At 70.7% G+C, this 14665-nt stretch carries 14 protein-coding genes; 3 read left to right on the top strand and 11 right to left on the bottom strand.

Annotated elements, in window-relative coordinates; genetic code table 11:
* Window positions 1–58 precede the first annotated feature (58 nt).
* The 5 genes from AB0K03_RS10775 to AB0K03_RS10755 all read right to left on the bottom strand — a co-directional run bounded on the left by AB0K03_RS10775 (window position 59) and on the right by AB0K03_RS10755 (window position 5016).
* Window positions 59–1183, bottom strand: coding sequence for a DegT/DnrJ/EryC1/StrS family aminotransferase (locus AB0K03_RS10775; protein WP_364682947.1), 1125 nt, complete (start codon window positions 1181–1183; stop codon window positions 59–61).
* On the bottom strand, window positions 1180–2217 hold the full coding sequence (locus AB0K03_RS10770) for an ATP-grasp domain-containing protein (RefSeq protein ID WP_364682946.1): 1038 nt from the start codon (window positions 2215–2217) through the stop codon (window positions 1180–1182). Before AB0K03_RS10770 ends, AB0K03_RS10775 begins: the two co-directional genes overlap by 4 nt.
* Window positions 2207–3220, bottom strand: a complete 1014-nt coding sequence (locus tag AB0K03_RS10765) for a dTDP-glucose 4,6-dehydratase (protein WP_364682944.1) — start codon at window positions 3218–3220, stop codon at window positions 2207–2209. Before AB0K03_RS10765 ends, AB0K03_RS10770 begins: the two co-directional genes overlap by 11 nt.
* Before the next feature lie 204 nt (window positions 3221–3424).
* A complete protein-coding gene (locus AB0K03_RS10760; RefSeq protein WP_364682942.1) occupies window positions 3425–4102 on the bottom strand; it encodes an SAM-dependent methyltransferase in 678 nt (225 codons plus the stop codon).
* 167 nt (window positions 4103–4269) lie between these two features.
* A complete protein-coding gene (locus AB0K03_RS10755) occupies window positions 4270–5016 on the bottom strand; it encodes a GntR family transcriptional regulator (RefSeq protein ID WP_364682940.1) in 747 nt (248 codons plus the stop codon).
* Window positions 5017–5085: 69 nt separating this feature from the next.
* On the opposite strand from AB0K03_RS10755, the gene AB0K03_RS10750 reads away from it, so the two are divergent.
* Entirely contained in the window at window positions 5086–6183 is a 1098-nt protein-coding gene (locus AB0K03_RS10750; protein WP_364682939.1) for a DUF1152 domain-containing protein, read from the top strand.
* Window positions 6184–6241: 58 nt separating this feature from the next.
* On the opposite strand, the gene AB0K03_RS10745 is transcribed toward AB0K03_RS10750, so the two are convergent.
* Window positions 6242–6367, bottom strand: a complete 126-nt coding sequence (locus tag AB0K03_RS10745; protein ID WP_364682937.1) for a hypothetical protein — start codon at window positions 6365–6367, stop codon at window positions 6242–6244.
* Between the two features lie 2 nt (window positions 6368–6369).
* On the opposite strand from AB0K03_RS10745, the gene AB0K03_RS10740 reads away from it, so the two are divergent.
* Entirely contained in the window at window positions 6370–6864 is a 495-nt protein-coding gene (locus AB0K03_RS10740) for a topology modulation protein (protein WP_364682935.1), read from the top strand.
* A 38-nt stretch (window positions 6865–6902) separates the two neighbouring features.
* Here AB0K03_RS10740 and AB0K03_RS10735 read toward each other — a convergent pair whose 3' ends face one another.
* A complete protein-coding gene (locus AB0K03_RS10735) occupies window positions 6903–8210 on the bottom strand; it encodes a sensor histidine kinase (protein WP_364682933.1) in 1308 nt (435 codons plus the stop codon).
* Window positions 8211–8339: 129 nt separating this feature from the next.
* Here AB0K03_RS10735 and AB0K03_RS10730 point away from each other — a divergent pair, with 129 nt between their 5' ends.
* Window positions 8340–9443 (top strand): serine hydrolase domain-containing protein, encoded by a 1104-nt coding sequence (locus AB0K03_RS10730; RefSeq protein ID WP_364682931.1) that lies wholly within the window; start codon window positions 8340–8342, stop codon window positions 9441–9443.
* An 11-nt stretch (window positions 9444–9454) separates the two neighbouring features.
* On the opposite strand, the gene AB0K03_RS10725 is transcribed toward AB0K03_RS10730, so the two are convergent.
* The 4 genes from AB0K03_RS10725 to AB0K03_RS10710 form a co-directional block, all read right to left on the bottom strand.
* Complete coding sequence (locus AB0K03_RS10725) at window positions 9455–10003, bottom strand: DUF1062 domain-containing protein (protein WP_364682930.1); 549 nt, start codon at window positions 10001–10003, stop codon at window positions 9455–9457.
* 178 nt (window positions 10004–10181) lie between these two features.
* On the bottom strand, window positions 10182–12395 hold the full coding sequence (locus AB0K03_RS10720) for a hypothetical protein (protein ID WP_364682928.1): 2214 nt from the start codon (window positions 12393–12395) through the stop codon (window positions 10182–10184).
* Window positions 12392–13459 carry a glycosyltransferase family 2 protein gene (locus AB0K03_RS10715; RefSeq protein WP_364682926.1) on the bottom strand — a complete coding sequence of 356 codons (1068 nt, stop codon included), beginning with the start codon at window positions 13457–13459 and terminating at the stop codon, window positions 12392–12394. The genes AB0K03_RS10720 and AB0K03_RS10715 overlap by 4 nt, the downstream gene beginning before the upstream one ends.
* On the bottom strand, window positions 13456–14655 hold the full coding sequence (locus AB0K03_RS10710) for an acyl-CoA reductase (RefSeq protein ID WP_364683073.1): 1200 nt from the start codon (window positions 14653–14655) through the stop codon (window positions 13456–13458). Before AB0K03_RS10710 ends, AB0K03_RS10715 begins: the two co-directional genes overlap by 4 nt.
* Window positions 14656–14665 lie beyond the last annotated feature (10 nt).

Raw genomic sequence — 14665 nt, 5'->3', positions numbered from 1 at the left:
CGGGATTGACGCGGCCGCCCGGCGTCGACGGCTTAACGTGCGCGTTGCCGGGCCGGCGTCAGGCGGTCAGCGCATCGCGCAGAGCCGTGACGACCTGCTGAAGATTGCCGGAGTTGAGCGAGGGGTGGAACGGCAGGCTGATGACCTGGCGTCCGATCTGCTCGGTCGCAGGAAGGCTGGTGGACCAGCGCGCGAACGCCGGCTGCAGGTGGTTGGGCGGGTAGTGCACGCCGACGCCGATGCCGGCCTGGCGCATCCGGTGAAAGACCCGGTCGCGGTTCGGGACCTGCACGACGAGGTTGAACGGGACGGTGTGCGCGATGTCGACGTCGGTCAGCTGAACGTCCGGCGTGCCGGCCAGGGCGGCAGCGTAGGCCGCCCACAGCTGCCGGCGGCGGGTGCGTGCGTCGTCGAAGCGGGCGAGCTGGACTAGCCCGATGGCGGCGGACAGCGAAGACAGGTGGGCGCGTAGCCCGAACCCGGCGACTTCGTAGCTGGTGGCTTCGGCGCGCTGGGCGAGGCTCTGGGCGATGCCGACGGTCCGCAGCCGGCGCAGCAGGTCGGCTTCCTCGGCGGTGCGGGGCACGATCGCGCCGCCCTCGCCGCAGGTGAGGTTCTTGGTCGGTCCGAACGAGAAGCACGTCATCAGCTTCGGATTGGTGCCGATCAGGCGGCCGGCGAGATCGGAGCCGAACGCCTGCGCGGCATCCTCGACGATGGTGATGCCGCGCTCGTCGAGCTGCTGCTGGATGCCGGTCAGGTCGACGGCCCGGCCGGAGAACAGGACCGGCAGGACGGCCGCGGTTGCCGGGGTCGCCGCGGCGAGGACGTCGTCGGCGCGGACGCAGAGGGTGGCCGGGTCCACCTCGACGAAGCGGGGCCGGGCGCCGGTGGCGACGATGGCCTGCACGCAGGCGCAGAACGTCATCGACGGCACGATCACTTCATGCTTGGGGCCGACGCCCGCGGCGAGAAGCGCCAGGTGCATGGCGGTGGTGCCGGAGGCGACGGTCACGACGTCCGCGACGCCGAGGAACGCGGCGAGCGCGTGCTCGAAGTGTTCGGTGAGGGGTCCGTGGCCGTAGTGTCCGGCGCGCAGTGCGTCGGCGACTGCGTCTATCTCTGGGCCGTGCAGGATCGGGCCGGCGTTGCGTCCTGCGCCGCCGGTGAGCGTCAGCGTCATCGGAGGCCTCCCGCGATTACCTCGGCCGGGATCGGCGAGCCGACCGGCCGGGCCGCGGCCAGCGGCATCGCGCCGGCGGCGAGCGTCTCCACATACTTGACCAGGTAGATCTCGGGGCTAAATCGGAGCCGGTCGTGGTCGACGGGCAGCGAGAACGCGCCGTTGAGGAACTGGCCGACCAGGTCGGCACCCGCGGCGACGCTGACGGGGAACGCGCCGGCGATCCGCGCGTTGACTTCGGTGATCACGATCCGATCCGGGCTGTCGGTGAGGAAGCCTTGCACGCAGCACAGCCCGGTCATGCCGACGGCGCGCACGGTGGCGGTCACCGCTTCCGCCACCTGGTCGTCGCGGAAAGTCGCGGCGGCCACCGCGAGCCCGTTACGGACCCTAAGGCGGCGGCGCGGGATCACCGATACGGTGCCGGTGCGGTCGGCGAGGCAGTCGGCGGTGAACTCCGTGCCGGTGATGCGTTCCTGCACGATCGGGTCGTCGACGAGCTCGCACAGCAGCCGCGCCTGCCGGGCGGTGCGGCAGAACTGCACCTGCTGTGCGCCGTGCCCGCGGCGCGGCTTCACGACCAGGTCCAGACCGTCGGGGATCCAGCCGAGCTGATCCGGCAGCCACGTGCGGGGCGTCGGGATGCCGTGCTCGCGGGCCCGCTGGTGGAAGACGGCCTTGTCGTGGCAGGCGCTCACGGCGTCGTGGGTGGGCAGCCAGGTGCGCACGTCGAGCGCCTCGATCCGCTCGCGCACGTCGATGAGCCGCAGGATCTCACCCTCGTCGGTCGGAATCAGCGCGGCAGGACGGTGCGTGCGGCAGAGCTCGAGTAGCGCGGCGGCATAGTGGTCGGCGCCGCTGAGCGGCAGCACGCGGGGGGTGACGCCGGGCAGGAACAGACCGGCCGCGTACGGGTCGGCGTCAGCGGCGATGACGGGGTAGCCGCGGTCCAGCAGCATCCGGGCCAGGTCGAAGCCCGGTGCCCCGCCGACGGCGGTGACCAGGATCGGCCGGGCGGTCAGGTCAGCAGGCATCGCCGGACCCCTCCGTGCCGGCTCTCGCGCCGACCGTAACGGGCTGCGGGGTGTCCCAGCGGTCGCGGTGTTCGCGGTACCACTGCACGGTCTGGGCGAGGCCGTCCTGCAGCGTCCAGGTGGGCTGGTAGCCGAGGTCTTCGCGGGCCTTGCTCCAGTCGACGGCGTACCGGATGTCGTTGGCCTGCCGGTCCGGGCCGTACTCGACGGCGTCCCAGCCGGCGCCGCACGCGGCGAGGATCATCGCGGTGAGGTCTTTGTTGGTCTTGGTGGTGCCGCCTCCGATGTTGTACGTCTCGCCGGGCAGACCGGTGCGCATGACCAGGTCGATGCCCTGGCAGTTGTCCTCCACGTGCAGCCAGTTGCGCACGTGCTCGCCGCGGCCGTGCAGGGTCACCCTCCTATCCGATAGCAGCCGCGTGATGAACAGCGGCACCAGCTTCTCGTGATGCTGGCCGGGGCCGTAGATGTTGGACGAGCGGGTCACGCAAACCGGCACCTGGTAGGTGTGGAAGTACGACATCGCGATCATCTCCGCGGCCGCCTTCGACGCCGCGTACGGCACGGTAGGTCGTAGCGGGTCGTCCTCGTGGGCCGTGCCGGTGCGCACCGGCCCGTACACCTCGTCGGTGGAGACCTGCACGAACTTGTCGACCCCGTGGGTGCGGGCCGCGTCGAGCAGGTGATAGGTGCCCAGCACGTTGGTCTGTACGAAGCTGCCGGCGTCGCCGAGCGAGCGGGTCACGTGCGACTCGGCCGCGAAATGCACGACGGTGTCGTGCCCGGCGACCAGATCCTCGATGATTGCCCGATCGTTCAGCGAGCCTTGCACGAACGTGACTCGGCCGTCCTCTAGGGCGGCGGCACTCAGGTTTCCGAGGTGGCCGGCGTAGGTCAGTGCGTCGAGGACGGTGATCCGGGCGCTGCCGCCTGCGCCGAGCAGCCGCCGGACGAAATGCGAGCCGATGAATCCGGCGCCGCCCGTGACCAATATCTTCAGCACGGTCTTCTCTCCTCTGCCTGTGGCGTGATTTCGGTGGATTCCTCGAGGATTTGTCCCGCGACTGCTCGCCCCTGCGAGCAAATCCGATGGTTAAGGCGGGCCGCTGGAATCGGCGGAGTCAAATGGCCAGCGGCGGCCTCGCATCATGGGTCTTGCGGGCGACACCGGCGTAGGCGGCGACCTGCTCCGGAGGGGCTGGTGTGCTCACCGGTGGCGGGCGCCTTGGCTGGCGACAACAAGGCCTGGTGCGACGAGGTCAAGGTCGCCGAAGAAGCGTTCCACCTGCTGGTGGGTGCGGCTGGTGAAGTCACCGCGGCCGGGGATGTCACCGCTGGTGAGAGCGTCGGCGGTCTCCGGTGGCAGGAGTTCGAGACTGGCGTGTGAGAGCACGAGATAGCTGCCCGTAGGGAGCCGGTCGAGCAGGGTCGTCACGACGGTATGGGGGTCGTCGTGGTCGGTGAGGAAGTGCAGGACGGCCACGAGCAGGAATGCGACTGGTTGAGTGAGGTCCAGGGTGGTCTTCAGGGTGGGGTCGTCGAGGATGGTTTCCGGATATCTGAGGTCGGCATCGATGTACTCGGTGCGGTCTAGGGGGTGGCTGGTGAGCAGAGCGCAGGCGTGCGTGAGGACGATTGGGTCGTTGTCGACGTACAGCACGCGGGCGTCGCTGGCGTGGCGTTGGGCGACTTCGTGGGTGTTGTCGGCGGAGGGTATGCCGGTGCCGACGTCGAGGAATTGGCGGATGCCGGCCTCGGCGGTCAGCCAGCGCACCGCGCGTTGCAGAAACCGGCGGTTCTCGATTGCCGAGGTGCGGATGTGGGGGAAGATTTGTCGACCGCGTCGGCGGAAGCGCGCCCAGGACGGCGATGCCTCCAACGACAATGAGCAGCAACATTGACGCCTCCTCACAGCTTGCAGTTGGTGCTCTCGCATGACGGAATCGGTGGCGCTGGTCCCAGTTCGGCGCCCAAGGGGTGGACTATGCCGCTTCATCCACAGTGGCATAGTCCACTTCACAGAGTCAACCTCTGATTTCGCCCCGCGCCCGCTTAGTCGATCGGGTACTCCTGCTCGATGGTCCAGACTTCGGGCGGGTACACGGCCTCGGCGAACTCGAGCGGCTGATCAGAGCGGTCGTAGACGGTGTGCCGGTACGCAAGCACGGCGCTTGGCGACTCCAGTTTGAGCACTTCGACCTCCTGCGGTGTAGCCAGACGAGCTGCCACCTGATCGCGGGCATAGGCCGCTACCCGGCCAGTCACCGACTCGACGTAACGGACGCTCCCCATGCCGCCGAGGGACTCAGGCTCAAGCAATCGTGGGCACTGGCCAGCAAGACTCGCCGGCCACCACGAGGTGGCAATCTCGATCAGCTCGGAGTCGCCACGCGAGATGATCCGCTCCCGGAGCATCGCCTGAGCGCCAACATCCAGTCGCAGCGCCTGCGCCACATAGTCGGGTGCATCGACGATCTCGGCTCGAACGATGGCGAGGCGTTCGCCAGGACCGTACTGACCGCCCATCTGACGGTACCGGTGATAGCGATGCAGCGGGCGGCGGTGGGCCTGGACATCCCGAACGTACGTACCGGCCCCCTGGCGCGATTCCAAAGTCCCTTCACGGCGGAGCGTGTCGAGGGCCCGCGACGCGGTCGGACGCGCCACTCTCCACTCCTGGGCGAGCTGACGTTCACTCGGAACCTCGGCGCCCGGCGCGAGGTCTCCTCTCAGAATCTGTTCACGCAGGTGGTTAGCGATCTGCAAATACTTCGGCAAGGCGACCTGGATCTCAGGCACGGCAACCTCCAGGCGACCCAACGGCATAGTCCAGTGGCCACTCTAGCCGGATGGTCGTAAGGTGGCCGCGTGAGCAGACCCGTGTACGTGGCTGCAGGCGGTGGCGGTGACGCGCTGGCGTCCCTGATGTTCCGGAGCGCGGCCGGCCCGTTCGGCTCGACGGCAGTCGTGGTCAGCTACTCGTGGGACCGCTACATCATCGATCCCCATCCAGGACCGCGGACCCCGGCGGACTTCCAGCGCCTGACACAGATCAGTGAACATTGCTGGGTGGTCAGCGGTGACAGCCTGCTGCCGGCTGGAGGGACTTCCGGCCTGACGCTGCTCGCCCGACACACCGACGCACAGTTTGTACTTATGGACCCCAGCTGCGGCGCCCAGGGCATGCGACAACAGCTCACAGAATTGCTTGAGGCGCTGAATGCCGATGAGGTCGTTCTGGTCGATGTCGGAGGAGACGTAGCCGCGCGGGGCGACGAGCCCACCCTTCTCAGCCCCCTTGGCGACTCACTGGCGCTGGCCGCAGTAACCGCTCTGCCGGTCCCAACGACCGTCGCTGTCCTCGGCCCGGGCCTCGATGGTGAACTCGCGGCAAATACGGTTCATCACGACCTCATCGAGGCCGGCGCCACCTGCCTGCAACTGGATGTCACCAACGTGGATCCCTATCTTGGCGCTCTCGAATTCCATCCCTCGGAAGCCACCATGTTGATCGCAGCTGCAGCGAAAGGCGTAGGGGGCCACGCCGAGATCAGGGACAAAGGCGCCCTTATTGCGTTGAACGCAGCAAGCGCCACGGCCTACACATTGGCGAGTTCTTCCGTCCTCCGCCTCAATCAAGTCGCGCAAGCGCTCATTAGCACACGCACCTTTGCCGAAGCTGAGGCCATCACCAAGACGATGTGCGGACGTACGGAACTCGATCATGAACGCCGCAAGGCTGCGGCGTTAGCCCTAAGTCGCCCACCTGAGCCCGGCCACGCTGAACTGACCTTGCGCTTCAAGAACTACTGCGCTGCTGCAGCGGACCGTGGTGTAGACCTCGTGAGCTTCAGGCGCATAACGGAAGTCATCGGCAAACACACATACGACCCGCCTGCTGTCCGGGAAATCGCCGGTGATCTCGCCTACGGCGACTTGCCTTTGTGCCGCACCTCGAAGTTGTAACGCCGCTGCTGGGACTGAGGCACGCTGACCCGGCATTGTTCGAGTCCATACCTCGATCTCACTCGGCGGCGACCTCCCTGCGGTTGGCGCGAATATGGATAACGCCGGCAAGCACGAACTTCATGGTGCCGTCAACGGTCGGCGCGCCGGTCTTGCCCGACGAGTGAAGGACTACGGTCGCCAACCGTGGACAGAATCGCCATCAGCGGCTGCGGCAGTTCGCGCAGGACCGTCCTCGCCCGCCACCTCGGCATGAGCGTCACCAACCTCGACGCCCTGTACTACGACGAGGCCTGGAACCCCACCCCGCCGGAAAAGTTCGCGGTCCTGCAACACGAACTAGTAGCCGCCGACCGGTGGACCATCGAGGGGAACCACGCCTCCATTCCGTCAATCCGGGTGGCACGCGCCGACACCCTCATCTTCCTCGATTTGTCCGCTCGAACCTGCTTGTGGGGTATCGCGCAGCGCTGGCTGCGCTACCGGGGCGGTCAGCATGCCGATGACGTCTACAACCGCATCACCTGGTCATTCATCAAGTACACCCTCGGGTACCGACACAGCATGAGGCCCCGCGTCACGCCCCTGCTCCATGAGTACGGCAACCGCGCCAACCTCGTCCGGTTGACCAACCGTCGGCAAGCCAACCGCATCCTCCAGCAACTCCCGGCAACCACCTGAGCTGACCTGACACCGCGGTGCCCTGGCGCTAGCTCTAGTTAGAGGGGGAGGGCGACCGTCAGCGTCGTACCCGAGGTGGCGGGGCTGTCGACGTTCATCACGCCGCCGGCGGCCTGGACCCGGTCGGCCAGGCCGGCGAGGCCGTGGCCCTTCGCGAGGCTGGCGCCGCCGACACCGTCGTCCGCCACCGTGATCATGAGCCCGGTGGGTGAGCGGCGGACGCTGACGTGCACCTCGCTGGCGTGGCTGTGCTTGGCGACGTTGGTGAGCGCCTCGGCGACCACGAAGTACGCGGTCGACTCGACCGCCGGGTCGAGCCGCGACATCGGCTCGGCGTCCAGGTCCACCGGTACGGTCGACCGCCCGGCCAGCGCGGTGAGCGCAGCCTTCAGGCCCCGGTCCACCAGGATCGGCGGGGCGATGCCGCGCGACAGCGCCCGCAGCTCGTCCAGCGTCTCGCGGGTCTGGGCCAGCGCCTCGGCGACCGTGGCCCGGGCCGCGTCCGGGTCGGTGGCGAACTGCTGCTCGGCGCGGCCCAGGTCCATGGCGAGCCGGACCAGCCGCTGTTGCGGGCCGTCGTGGATGTCGCGTTCGAGCCGGCGCAGCGCGGTCGCCTCGGCGGAGACGGCGGCGGCCTTCTGCGCCTGGGCGGTGTCGCGGGCGGCCTCCGCCTCGGCGACCTGTTCGCGCAGCTCGTTGACGCCGCTGAGCAGGCCGCGGGCGAAGAGCCCCTCGAGCAGGGCGGCCCCGCGGATGACCGGGTAGAGCGTCCCGAGGAAGAAGAAACCGGCGGCCATGTAGAAGGCGACCCGGGTGGACCAGGCGTCGCCCATGCCCAGCAGCTCCGGCAGATCGGTGTTGTCCGGCCCGCGCGGGATGGACCAGTCCCACAGCGGGAACGTCAGCCCGCCCAGCGCGCCGGCCCACCAGGTCACAGCGAAGGAGAAGGCGATCGTGCTGGGGATGAACCGCAGCACCCCGTGCAGCAGGTCGAGCCACGACTGGCCGTCGGTCAGCGGGGTCAGCGTGCGCCGGGCGAACGACGCGCCCGCGCCGGCCCGCTTGTAGTACGGGTGCGGCAGCCGCCGGCCGATGACCGGCGCGATCCGGGCCCGTTCGACCGTCGCGAAGCCGCGCGCCAGCATGATCGTGCCGATCAGCAGCGGGACCCCGACCCAGATGACGGCCGTGCCGAGGCCGACGGCGAACCCGGTCAGGCAGACCACGAGGGTGACCAGGCCGAGCGGGAAGCCGAGCAGGATGAACTGCGTGTCGAGGGCGAGCTGCCGCAGGAGCCGCAGGCCGGGGACCCGGCGCTCCGGCGCGGGCAGGATGCTGGTGGTCATGGCGTTGACGCTAGTCACCGGAGGCCCGCGCGCCGATCCCGCTGACCGGCCGACCGGCGGTAGGGTTAACCCGACCATCCGGCCGCCATTCGCCTGCTGGACCGCCGGTGGGTGCGCGATGCTGGGCTCGTGGACGACTGGGCGGGCCTGCGCGGCGAGGTGCAGCGGCGGATCGACGGGCTCGTCGGCGCCGGGCGCGAGATCGGCGTCCAGGTCGCGGCGTACCTGGACGGGCGGCTGATCGTCAACCAGGTGTCCGGGCTCGCCGACGAGGCGACGGGCGCGCCGGTCACCCCGGACACGCCGTTCCCGAGCTACTCGATCGGTAAAGGTCTGACCAGCACCGCGGTGCACGTCCTGGCCGAGCGGGGCACGCTCGGCTACGACCTGCGGATCGCCGACGTGTGGCCGGAGTACGCCCGGCACGGCAAGCAGGACACCACGCTGCGGCACGCGCTGACGCATGCGGCGGGGGTGCCGCAGCTGCCGCCGTACACGACGGCGGAGGATCTGCTCGACTGGGACGCGATGTGCCGGACGATCGCCGGGTCGGTGCCGCTGTGGGAACCGGGTACGCGGCACGGTCTGCACGAGTGGACGTACGGCTGGCTGATCGGCGAGGTGGTCCGCCGCGCCGCGCACAAGCCGATCGCCTGGGTGCTGGCCGAGGAGGTGGCGCGTCCGCTCGGCGCCGACCGCGAGCTGTTCTTCGGCGTACCCCCGGAGCAGGTGAACCGGGTCGCCCGGCTCAAGGACCGCAACTGGTCCGCGATGCTGCAGACGCTGAGCGAGCAGCTGGAGAACTTCGACACGGTCGCGCCGCCCGGCGTACGCCCCGACGCCGCGCTGGCGAACCGCCGGGAGATCCTGCGCGCCCACATCCCCGCGATCGCGACGGTGAGCGCCCGCGCCGTCGCCCGCATGTACGCGGCGCTGATGGGCGAGGTCGACGGCGTACGGCTGATCTCCGCCGAGCGGCTCAAGACGATCACGACGACGCTGACGTGCGGTCCGGACTGGGCGGTCGGCGGCGACCTGCCCAAGACCCTCGGGTACGTGGCACAGCCCGGTTGTGACCGGATCGGCTGGAGCGGCGACGGCGGCGGCCTGTCCGGCTGCTATCCCGCCTTGAACCTCGCGATCGCCGTGACGAGGAACCACCTGTCCGCGGGCGACGGCGACCCCCTCGAGGAGATCGCAGCGACGATCCATGCCGCCGTCGCCCGGGGCTGAGCCGGCTCAGCTCAGCGCTTGAGCGTGAACGTGAAGTCGCCGGAGAGCTTGCCGCTCAACCGGACCGAGGAGACGAGACTCCCCGCCACGATCAGCCGCTCGACCTCGGCCCGCGGCAGGCCGAGGCCCTCGGCGATCAGCCGCACCGGCCGGACCGGAATCCGCGCCGCGAAGCGGACCGACACGTCGATCACCTCGCGCTCCGGTTCCTCCGGCTCGCCGGTGTCGAGCCGCCAGGCGCCGTCCCAGTCGAGGGCGATGCGGTTACGGCGTGCCACGACCGGATCCTGGAGCAGCTCGGCGGCCAGGCCGAGGTCGTTGTGATGGAGCCGGTCGAGCAGCTCCGGCCGTACGGTTCGCACATCGGCCCGCTCGAAGATCGTGAGCTTCGCAGTCTCCCCGCACCCGGTGCAGAGCACGAGGAGCCAGGCGTCGAGCAGCTTGTGGTTGGCGTTGACGCGGAACTTGCCGTTCGCTCGGAAACGCTCGGACGCGCAGGCGTGGCAACGGCGGATGACAAGAGGAAGGCAGGTGGGCACGACTGCCCAGGTCTGAGACATGGCAGTACACCGGTTTCAGTGAGGAGTCCGCAGCAGAAGCACGCGCGGCGCGGGAGGCGCGACGCGCGAGATGGATCAGTGCTCGGCAGGTCTCACAGGGTGTACAAGGGTGCGCCTCCGGCTGGACGACTCGGCTGGGCAGCACGCTAACGCCGCACGGCGACGCCGCTCCACCGGTTTACAGCTCGTAGATCGTCACCGGGCCCGAGGTGAGGCGCAGCGTCGCCCGCTCGGCGAGGAGCGGGGAGATCTCGCCGGCCCGGCTGTCGGCGAAGAGCCAGCGGACCCCGTACGTGTCGTGCAGCGTGCGGAGATCGGCCGGGTCGGCGGCGGCGAAGACCCGCTCGTTGAGCTCGAACGTCGCCGGGTCCGGGGGCGGCTGCAGGACGTACTTGAGGCCGTCGGCGCCGTTGGCCGCGACCGCCGCGTCGGAGTACGCCCAGCTCTCCACGAGCGCACGGCGGCCGCCCAGCCCGGCCACCCAGAACGCGCGGGCGTCGCACGGCTTCGCGCGGTTCATCGGCGTGCAGTGCACGTTCGTGGCCACGACGTCATCGGCACCGGCATGGTCGTCCAGCCAGAGCGCGGCGGTCATCTCCTCCGCGGTGAGCAGGCGGGACGTGGGCGGCTGGGGCCACGACGGGCCGTACGCGTCGCGCCACACGATGCTCCCGGACCCGATCGCCGCGGCGGCGAGGCTCGCACCGAGCACCGCCGCAGTCACGGCCGTGATCGCCGGCCGGATCCGGCGCCGCAGCGCGAGCGACAGCACCACCGCCGCCGCCACGAAGCCGAGCGCGCGCAGCACCGGCAGCTCCAGCGGCCACGTCCAGTCGCGCCACCACATCGGCATCGCGGGCGGGTGCACCCGGGGCGCCCCGATCTGCCAGGCGGCGCCGGCCGCCAGCCCGGCGGCCGGCACCCACCAGCGGCGCGCCTGGTCGGCGAGCAGCCAGACGGTCAGCACCACCCCGAACGGAGCCGCGCCGAGGAAGAAATAGAGCTGGCTGGCCGACGGGTGCCAGAGCAGCCACGCCGCCGCGGTTCCGGCGACGGCCATGCCGGCCAGCAGCCAGGCCGCGGGGTCGCGGCGCAGCCCGCGTGCGCCGAGCCCTGCGACGCCGAGCAGGCGGGGCGCCTGCATGAGCAGCCACCACACCACCACCCAGGCCACGAACCACCGCGCGTCGATGTCGAGCCCTCGGACGCCGGGCGGCAGGAAACCGTTGGGGGCGACCCCGTCCCACTGACCCAGGCTCTCGCTGTACGGCTCGATCCAGCGCAGCAGGCTCAGCGGCTGGATCCCGAGCGTGCCCGCTCCCCCACCGGCGAAGAGCCGCATGCCACCGAGCATCGCCGCCGCCACGAGCACCGTGAAGGCGCCGGTCCGCAGGAACCGCCGGGGGGCCGCGACCGCTCCGAGGACCAGCCCGGCGACCAGCGGCGGAAGGGCGCTGGCCTTCGACCCGGCGCACGCCAGCGCCAGCGGGGCCACCAGGAACCAGGCCGGGCCGAGCCGGCGACCGCGCACCACGTCGGCCGCCATCGTGACCAGCAGGGCCAGCAGCGGCAACACGTACGTCTGCGACGGGCTGTTGAAGGCCAGCGCCGAACCGCCGTACGCCTCGACCGGCCCGCCGAGGGTGAGCGGCATGCCGACCATGGCCGTCGTCCCGGCGAGCGGCCCGGCCCACCACTTCCCGGTGAGCTCGCGGGTGAGTGCGGCCACGACGAGCAGCCCGATCGCGCCGATCGGCACCAGCCACAGCCGGAGCAGGATCGTCGCCGGTGCGATTCCGCTGATCATGCTCGCAGCGGCCATGTCGGCGTCGGACAGGTAGTGGTAGCGCAGGGTCTCCCCGGCCAGCTGCGGCACCTCGAACGGCATCGCGCGGGTCATCTCGTGCACGAGCGCCAGGTGGTACATGAGGTCCGGGTAGTAGGCGGTGTCCGCGGGCGGCAGCGGCACCGACGTCCAGGACGAAGCCGCCCAGAGCAGCACGAGCAGCAGGCCGCCGCAGACCATCCAGGACCAGCGCGCCGGAAGCGGCCCGGGCTCGGCGATCCGCCAGTGCCGGCGCAGCGGCGGTACGGCCGCGAACACCGCGATCACGAGCAGCGGCCAGTACCGCAGCCACGGCTGCAGGCCCGTGGCCGCGGCGATCGCCCAGCCGGCCAGCTGGACCAGCAGCCCGGTCGCGGCGCCCAGTCCCAGGTCCTCGGGCAGGTTCCCGCGGCTGCCCCGGACCGCCCGGTGCACGAGGGTCCCCGGCACAACGACGGCCACCGTCAGGTATGCCGCGTAGATCCCGATGTCCCCGGGCGGTGTGCCGGTCCGGAGCAGCGCGAAGACGGTCGCGGCCGCCACCGCCACCCACGGGACGATCGTCACCGCGCTGCGGCCGCCGAGCGCTGCTGCGGGATCTCCATCGGGCCGGGCTGCGCGGCCGAGTCGAACCCGACGTGGAAGGTGGGGCGGTTCTGCACGGTCTGGTAGATGCGGGCGACGTACTCGCCGAGCAGGCCGAGACAGATCAGCTGCACCGCCGACAGCAGCAGGACGGCCAGGAAGAGCGAGGTCCAGCCGGGGATGACCGTGCCGTTGGCCCACACCACGACGCCGAAGACCATGAGGCCGAGGCAGATGAGGAACGCGAGCGCGCCGAGCCAGGTGGCGATCCGCAGCGGGGCCGCCGAGAAGTCCGCCGCGCTGTTCCAGGCGAGCGCGACCATCTTGCGCAGCGGGTACTTGGTCTCACCGGCGACGCGTCTCTCGCGGGCGTACGGCACCGCGGCCGAGGCGAAGCCGAGCGACGGCACGAGCAGCCGGTACACGGGCGTACGCTCGGGCAGCACCTTGAGGACCTCGACCACCTCGCGGCTGAGCAGCCGGAAGTCGCCGGCCTGAGCGGGCACGTCCGCACCGACGAGGCGCCGCATCAGCCGGTAGTACGCGCCCGCGGTGTGCCGTTTGAAGACCGAGTCGGTGCTGCGGTCGGAGCGGACCCCGTACACGACGTCGAGGCCCCGGTCCCGGGCGAGCCGCAGCATCTGCGCGATGGTCTCCGGCGGGTCCTGCAGGTCGGCGTCGATGCTCACCACCCAGTCGCCGCGGGAGCGCTGCAGCCCGGCGGTCAGCGCCGCCTGGTGCCCGCTGTTGCGGCGCAGCTTCACGAGGCGCAGCTGCGGCCACGTACGGCCGTGTTCGAAGAGCAGCGCGGCGGTGCGGTCGGCGCTGCCGTCGTCCACGGCGACCACCTCGTACGCGACCCCGAGCCCGTCGAGCACCGGCCGCAGCCGCTCGACGAGGGCGGGGATCACCGCTTCCTCGTTGTACATCGGCACGACGACCGACAGGACGATGCCGCTCACGAGCTTGATGGGCATGCTCTCCCGGCCCTCACCGTCGCGGCCGTCTCCGGCCTGCGCACCTGCCGGTTCGGTGCAGTCGATCATGCCGTCTCGAGCGTCGTGAGCCGGGTGAACTCGTGCGGCAGGTCGTAGCCGTCCCAGATCGCGCTGAACGTGAGCGCGGAGCCGAACGGCACGATCCGGTCGACGCCGCGTCCGCCCAGCGCGCCGGCGAAGGCGCGCAGCTCGGCGGGCTCGAACCCGAAGTGGCTGAACGTCTGGTCCTGCCGGTTCATCGCCGGCACGAGGTCCGCCAGCGCGCCGACGTGGGCGAACGGGAACGCGCCCGCCCCGATCCAGCGCCGCGGCGCCGCAGCCGGTCCGGTCAGCGACAGCGAGGTGACGGCGTTGCCCGGGAACGCCAGCGTGGTCGCCGCACCGGTGGCCGCGAGGCCGTACGCGTGGACCCGCTTCTCCACGGCCATGGCCGCGTCGACGCTCCAGCCGCGCTCGACGACCACTTCGCCGAGCAGCGTGAGGAAGTCGTCCTGGGCCTGCTGCGCGCGCCCGGCGTCGCCGCCGACGAGGAAGACCGTACGCGGCGAGGAGCACGCCGCCTGATCGAACCAGTACGCGTCGTTGGAGAACCCGACCACCGCGCGCCGGCGGGCCTCCGGGTCGGCGGCGAGCCAGCCCGGCACGGAGAGCGCCGCCCAGGACGTACGGTCGGGGAACGTCAGGTCGCGGGCGGACGGGCGCAGCGGGTGCCGGCGGATCGCCTCGACCGCGCTGTCGCCACCCCAGATCACCCGCAGGTCGCACCACGCGCTGAGGGCGGCGGTGAGCGCGTCGTCCCGGCCGTACGTGACCATGCGCTGGGTCCGGCCGATCACCGGGTCGGCGTCGGCCAGCGTGGCGTTCAGCGTGGCCAGCACGGTCTCCGCGGCGCCCGCCGACCGGGACGAGATGCGCACGACGTTGTGGTTGCCGGCCAGCGCGGACAGGGCCCACGAGTAGACGAAGATCGTGTCCACATTGGTCGGTGGGACGTGGAAGACGTTGCCGCGCGGGAACACGTACGTGTCGTCGCTGCGCCGCATCCGTCCGGCCACCCGGTTCAGTTCGGCCGGCCGCAGGAAGAAGCCCAGCGAGCCCAGCTCGGGGTGGCGGCGCGCCACGGCCGGCGCGAGCAGCTTGCGGGCGAACCGCGACAGGAAGTCCACGACCCGCGGATCGCCGACGGCCAGCCGGTCCGCCGAGGGCGCGGTCAGCTCTCCCGGCTCACCGAAACGGAACCTCATGCTGAGCATG

The sequence above is a fragment of the Actinoplanes sp. NPDC049316 genome, from assembly GCF_040677315.1.
Lineage (GTDB): Bacteria > Actinomycetota > Actinomycetes > Mycobacteriales > Micromonosporaceae > Actinoplanes.
The sequence above is the reverse complement of the archived record's forward strand: the minus strand, read 5'-3'. Positions and strand labels throughout refer to the sequence as shown.

What these genes read in the sequence shown, in the direction of transcription:
- AB0K03_RS10775 (WP_364682947.1), bottom strand. Translation starts at nt 1,183, where the DNA reads ATGACGCTGACGCTCACCGGCGGCGCAGGACGCAACGCCGGCCCGATC.
- AB0K03_RS10770 (WP_364682946.1), bottom strand. Translation starts at nt 2,217, where the DNA reads ATGCCTGCTGACCTGACCGCCCGGCCGATCCTGGTCACCGCCGTCGGC.
- AB0K03_RS10735 (WP_364682933.1), bottom strand. Translation starts at nt 8,210, where the DNA reads ATGACCACCAGCATCCTGCCCGCGCCGGAGCGCCGGGTCCCCGGCCTG.
- AB0K03_RS10725 (WP_364682930.1), bottom strand. Translation starts at nt 10,003, where the DNA reads ATGTCTCAGACCTGGGCAGTCGTGCCCACCTGCCTTCCTCTTGTCATC.
- AB0K03_RS10715 (WP_364682926.1), bottom strand. Translation starts at nt 13,459, where the DNA reads ATGATCGACTGCACCGAACCGGCAGGTGCGCAGGCCGGAGACGGCCGC.
- AB0K03_RS10710 (WP_364683073.1), bottom strand. Translation starts at nt 14,655, where the DNA reads ATGAGGTTCCGTTTCGGTGAGCCGGGAGAGCTGACCGCGCCCTCGGCG.